The following is a 4,753-nucleotide window of genomic DNA, read 5'->3' as shown; positions in this document are numbered from 1 at the left end:
AGACTGGAAACGGCTTTATCCCCATGCCGTCTTGGTCGGAATGGATACAGACCATTGGAATGTCTTTGACCGGCAACCGCTGGAACAGTTGTACCAAGCAGTCAAATGCCGTTGGAATGTTCAACATTAAACGAATCAACACATGAAAAATGAAGATTTTGCCCTTTCACGCAAAGAACTGATAAAGATTGCAGTCTTGACTATCGTACTGCCTTTGCCGGTAAACTGGGCCTTGCTCAAGCTCAATCCTCTAACTCTGATGGAAGGAGCGGACGATGTCGGCACTTGGATAGGCTATGGGGGCAGCTATATCGGCGGTATTATCGGCGGTGTCATTTCCATCCTGATACTGAACCGTACTTTGCAACAGACCGGTGTGTTGCACCGTGACTTGAAAGTGCTGCAACTGAATACCATCCGCTATACGCAACAAGAGGAATGGTTTACGGAGTTCAAACAAAATCTGGCCGATAACCTGAAAGCCATCGACCTTTATGTACTGAACATGGTCGTATCGTGCCTGAATATGGGTGACTTTGTCTATGCCAAGTCCTTATTGACGGACATCAACAAACAACTGGAACAACAAAACGTGACTTCCACGTTCCTGTTTCCCACTTCCGTACTCCAAAAGAAAGAACAGGAATATGTGAATCAGATGCGGACAGTCTATTTGGAATACAGTGCGTTGATAAAAGACTTGCTGTTTTATATCCCATTGGCAGAAACTATGGAGAAAGGAAATGAGTTGAGTTATGATGCGCTGATTGAATACGCAATGACACAATATGACTATCTGAAGGAACAGGATGATTCGCAACATAATGTGGAAGGGAACCTCTGTTCCAATGTATTGGAGTTGAATCCGGACGAACCCATCGGGCCGGCTTTGAAGAGGCTGGTAGAGATGCGCCTGACCATGCGGACCAATCTCTACCGGTTGAAATCCGAATTGGCCCAGAGTACCCAACAGCTTATCAAGTACGAGGAAAAACGCATTAACTCCATTTTGTCGGAGGAGGTGTAAGTATGATAAACAGTCCTACCAATACATTCTTATGTTTGGCGGGACTGTTTTGCTATTTGTACAACACATTTACAGACTATTCTTATCCCCATGCGAACGGTTCCACGTATCGTATTCGGAATATGTAGGGGCATCATTCCAAAAGGAACGCTTCTTCCTTTTGCGACGCCCGGACTTTTCATCGCAGTCATGGCCACTTCCACCGGAAAAAATGCCTTTAAGGATTACAAAGCCTACAAAAAGTATAATCAGGGTATCCATATATTCAACTTTAAGTGATTGATTAAGATGTAAAGATACGAAATAACATTCATATAGTCAAATGATTAGAACGGTATTTGCAAGAAAAAGCTCTCTCAAGAAATACCTAATTGTGCAACCGCTTCCTCGCATGCATAACCTTTACTTACTTGAATCTACTAGAAGTAATTGGACGAATCAAATATGTGAAATCACTATTGTCATTGTTAAGATGATCAAATCCACTTGAAAGGATTATCTCAATGCTATTGTCTATTATTAAATAGCGGTCGTGCCTTTTGTTCAATATGCTCTCTTTGATAAAATTCCAGTCTGAACATATTTCTTTTAACTTTAGAACATCTTCATCTCTTATTCCAACATCCTTTGCACTGTCATAACTATAATGAATATCAATTTTCTTTTTAGGTAGAATTTTTTCCAATGCAAAAACATTATTCATTTCTCTGGAAAAATACTTGTCATATATAGTGATATCTTTGGCATGTTTACAAATAGCCGCAAAATGTTCAAATGCCCGTTGGCGTATTTCAGAAACATCAAAACTAGATGAAAAATTATTTTCTAACTTTTCATTATCATCCATTATATTGATATAGGGGAAATCATTACGTTCGGTATTCAATACAATTTTGTATATTGTATTTTGCTCTGCCAAATCTTCAAGTGACTGGCGCTTAAAACCAGAATGCGTAAGCTGTGCTTTTAGATTACTGCTAATTTCAACTTTGTTTTTCTCATACTGTCCTACATTAGCTACTATTTCATGCTTGTAGTAATGTAAAAGACGCTTAACCATCTCCGTATTACAAGCTTCCCCTTTTTTGAATTTATGATACTCCGTAAATAGGATATCAGAAACGACTACACCATTCAATACTTTTCCCATTGTTATTCCATTTCCAATAATTCGTCCAAAGTAGCATCAAAGAAACCTGAAGGAAAGTCCATACTATATTTACCAGTTTCAGTAAATAAAATGGTTTCGAATGGATCTGCAATGGATTTTTTATAATAAAGAATCACATTTTCATTATTGATTTTCTGCTTGTATATCTCATATTGAATACGATTAATAAGATGTTCGCAATGAGTTTCAATTAGCAACTGAATGCCAGCTTTGACCAAATAGGCAAAGAACTCTCCTAAACGAGCTTGCGCTGCTGGATGAAGATGAATCTCAGGGTTTTCAATCATAAGAATGTCATCTTTTCGAGCTCTGAGACACATAATCAGAATTTTCGCTAAATAGCTGACACCCACGCCCAATTGTTGTGGAGACAACATAGGAATATCATTACTTTTATATAAGACATTAACTTTATTTGGTGTAACTCTCTCTGTTTGCATTTCAAATTTGATATTTAAAATATAAGAAAGCCACCAATTGAAATGAAAAGACAATGTTTCAGATTCTGTGGATTTTACAAGATCTTTTTCTATTGGAGTTGCCTTTTCCATTTCAAAAGTACCAAAAACATATTCACCAGAAACGCCCACTTTATATTTTGGTGATATGGTTTCCATTTCACTAAATCCCAAACGATTCGCGCAAAGATAATATAAATTTTTTTCCAAATCGACATTTGCATCATTTGCGTGACTTTGGATTCCATTCGCATTTTGTTCATATATAATCTTTCCTTTATCACATGTAATATGGACAAATAAATCTTTGGCATTTACATTCTTATTACGAAGTGTCTCAAAAGAAAAATCATAGTTCTCCAGTATTATTCCTGCATTAGGAGCCGTGTTATATAATGCAGTAAGAATTCCTTGTAAACAAGAAGACTTACCTGTGGAATTAAGCCCAGTCAGAATAGTCAACGGACGTATATCCAAAATACTATTCTGAATTCCTTTATAATTCTGTATTTCAATTTTTCGTATCATTTTGAATTTTTTTTATTAGTTCACGTGCAATATTAAATCTTTCAGTCAGATTCACTGAGGAATCAACATTACCAGAGAACATCTGTTGATGATCGAATTTTTCCTTAAAGTGGTTCACTTCACTTTTTGTCAATGTAGGATTGTTGTTCACACAATCAAAAGAAAAAATGTAAACCATAATTTCAAATAATGGCATATTGATAGGCCTTTTTTTTGAACTTTCCGAATAGAAACGGAAAGAATCTGCGCCCATAATACGGTAGCAATTCTCCATGGATTTAGTAAACATATTGGAACATTCTGTTATCATTCTGCTTGTTGCCTTTTCATTGAGAAATATCATTGTCTTTGCCAAAAAATCGTCAATATCACTTTTGTACTCAATAGGCTCTCCATTTAATTCTTTTACTTCTTCTGATTTTTCATTATACAGATAGAAAGCAAGAGCACGAAGTATGACATATTGATCCTTTTTCCGTTTTTTTTCAATACTCCTATCTGTTGCTTTTAAGAATTCATTAGACTGACTAAGTGCAAGTATTAATTTTGTGGAATTTCCCCGATACAAAGCATTTCGCATTTCCTGACTATTCAATTTAGTTCCACCTCTGTTAACACGGTCAAAAATATCATACTTTACACGTTCTGGCGTAGGAGGTTGTATAATATAAAAAGACAATTGATAGTCTTCAAAAATGCCTTGCATTTTTGAATCAAGCTTAGAAAAGCGATATCCATTATATTGATGCAGAATTTTTAAATCTTTGAGGATCAATTTATTATTCAAAAAATCCAATATGGCTGTAATTCTTTGTCGTCCATCCACCACTTGTTTCTTTCCATTTCTCATTTCAAAAAAATACATTGTAGGAATAGGAATTCCCATCAATATTGATTCAACAAGTTCAGATCCTTGATTTCTGGTCCACACATTGTCTCGCTGAAAATCCGGATCTATAATAAGCTCCTTGCGATCTTCAATTAACCTTTTCAAATGAATCGTGCTGTATTGTGCTTTTTCAACACGAACTTCCGCATTGGGATAGACCTTATCCACATCCTCTGAAGAATTACTTGTTTCTCCTTCAAGCAATTCTTCATCCACAAGTTGATTCATCATTGTTGTTTCCATACGGTTACATCTATGCAATTTGAATGCAAATATACTTTTTTTTATTGACTTTTCCTCACTATATTCTCTAATAAATGGTTTTTTATACCAAACATAGCAAGAATAGAGCAATATACTGCAATATCAGTTTATAAGAGTTGAGCATTTACGAGATATTTGAAGGTTCTGTTTTTCTTTGACAAAGTTCAGAAGAACATCCGGGTTGATGCACTCGCCTTTGTACTTGACAGACAGATGCAGGTGCTCTCCCGTTGACCTGCCTGTATTGCCTGTGACGGCAACCACTTCACCCGGCCTGACCGCCGCACCCTTCTTGACCAATGCCTTTGACAGATGGCAATAGCTGACGGTATAGTGGCCATGCCGTATGGTGACATAGTTGCCGGAACGCCTGTCATACCCCACCTTAATGACCTCCCCCTCCATCATCGCATAGT

General features: G+C 36.8%; 6 protein-coding genes. 1 reads left to right on the top strand and 5 read right to left on the bottom strand.

All coding sequences use genetic code 11. The features are described from left to right. Positions 1–142: 142 nt before the first annotated feature. Positions 143–1,027: a hypothetical protein gene (locus BN161_RS15090; protein ID WP_044267654.1), complete on the top strand. Its 885-nt coding sequence runs from the start codon at positions 143–145 to the stop codon at positions 1,025–1,027. A gap of 69 nt (positions 1,028–1,096) precedes the next feature. Here BN161_RS15090 and BN161_RS15085 read toward each other — a convergent pair whose 3' ends face one another. The 5 genes from BN161_RS15085 to BN161_RS15065 all read right to left on the bottom strand — a co-directional run. Then, positions 1,097–1,288: a hypothetical protein gene (locus tag BN161_RS15085; RefSeq protein WP_044267651.1), complete on the bottom strand. Its 192-nt coding sequence runs from the start codon at positions 1,286–1,288 to the stop codon at positions 1,097–1,099. A 145-nt stretch (positions 1,289–1,433) separates the two neighbouring features. Next, on the bottom strand, positions 1,434–2,177 hold the full coding sequence (locus BN161_RS15080) for a hypothetical protein (RefSeq protein ID WP_052356304.1): 744 nt from the start codon (positions 2,175–2,177) through the stop codon (positions 1,434–1,436). 2 nt (positions 2,178–2,179) lie between these two features. Beyond that, positions 2,180–3,184 carry an AAA family ATPase gene (locus BN161_RS15075; protein ID WP_044267648.1) on the bottom strand — a complete coding sequence of 335 codons (1,005 nt, stop codon included), beginning with the start codon at positions 3,182–3,184 and terminating at the stop codon, positions 2,180–2,182. After that, positions 3,168–4,316 carry a DUF262 domain-containing protein gene (locus BN161_RS15070; RefSeq protein WP_044267645.1) on the bottom strand — a complete coding sequence of 383 codons (1,149 nt, stop codon included), beginning with the start codon at positions 4,314–4,316 and terminating at the stop codon, positions 3,168–3,170. The genes BN161_RS15075 and BN161_RS15070 overlap by 17 nt, the downstream gene beginning before the upstream one ends. Before the next feature lie 123 nt (positions 4,317–4,439). Continuing rightward, on the bottom strand, positions 4,440–4,753 hold a 314-nt coding region (locus BN161_RS15065; protein ID WP_044267642.1), incomplete at its 5' end, for a M23 family metallopeptidase.

It is taken from the genome of Bacteroides timonensis, from assembly GCF_000513195.1.
Taxonomy (GTDB): domain Bacteria; phylum Bacteroidota; class Bacteroidia; order Bacteroidales; family Bacteroidaceae; genus Bacteroides; species Bacteroides timonensis.
Note: the sequence above shows the minus strand (reverse complement) of the source record. Positions and strands in the feature narration are given on the sequence as shown.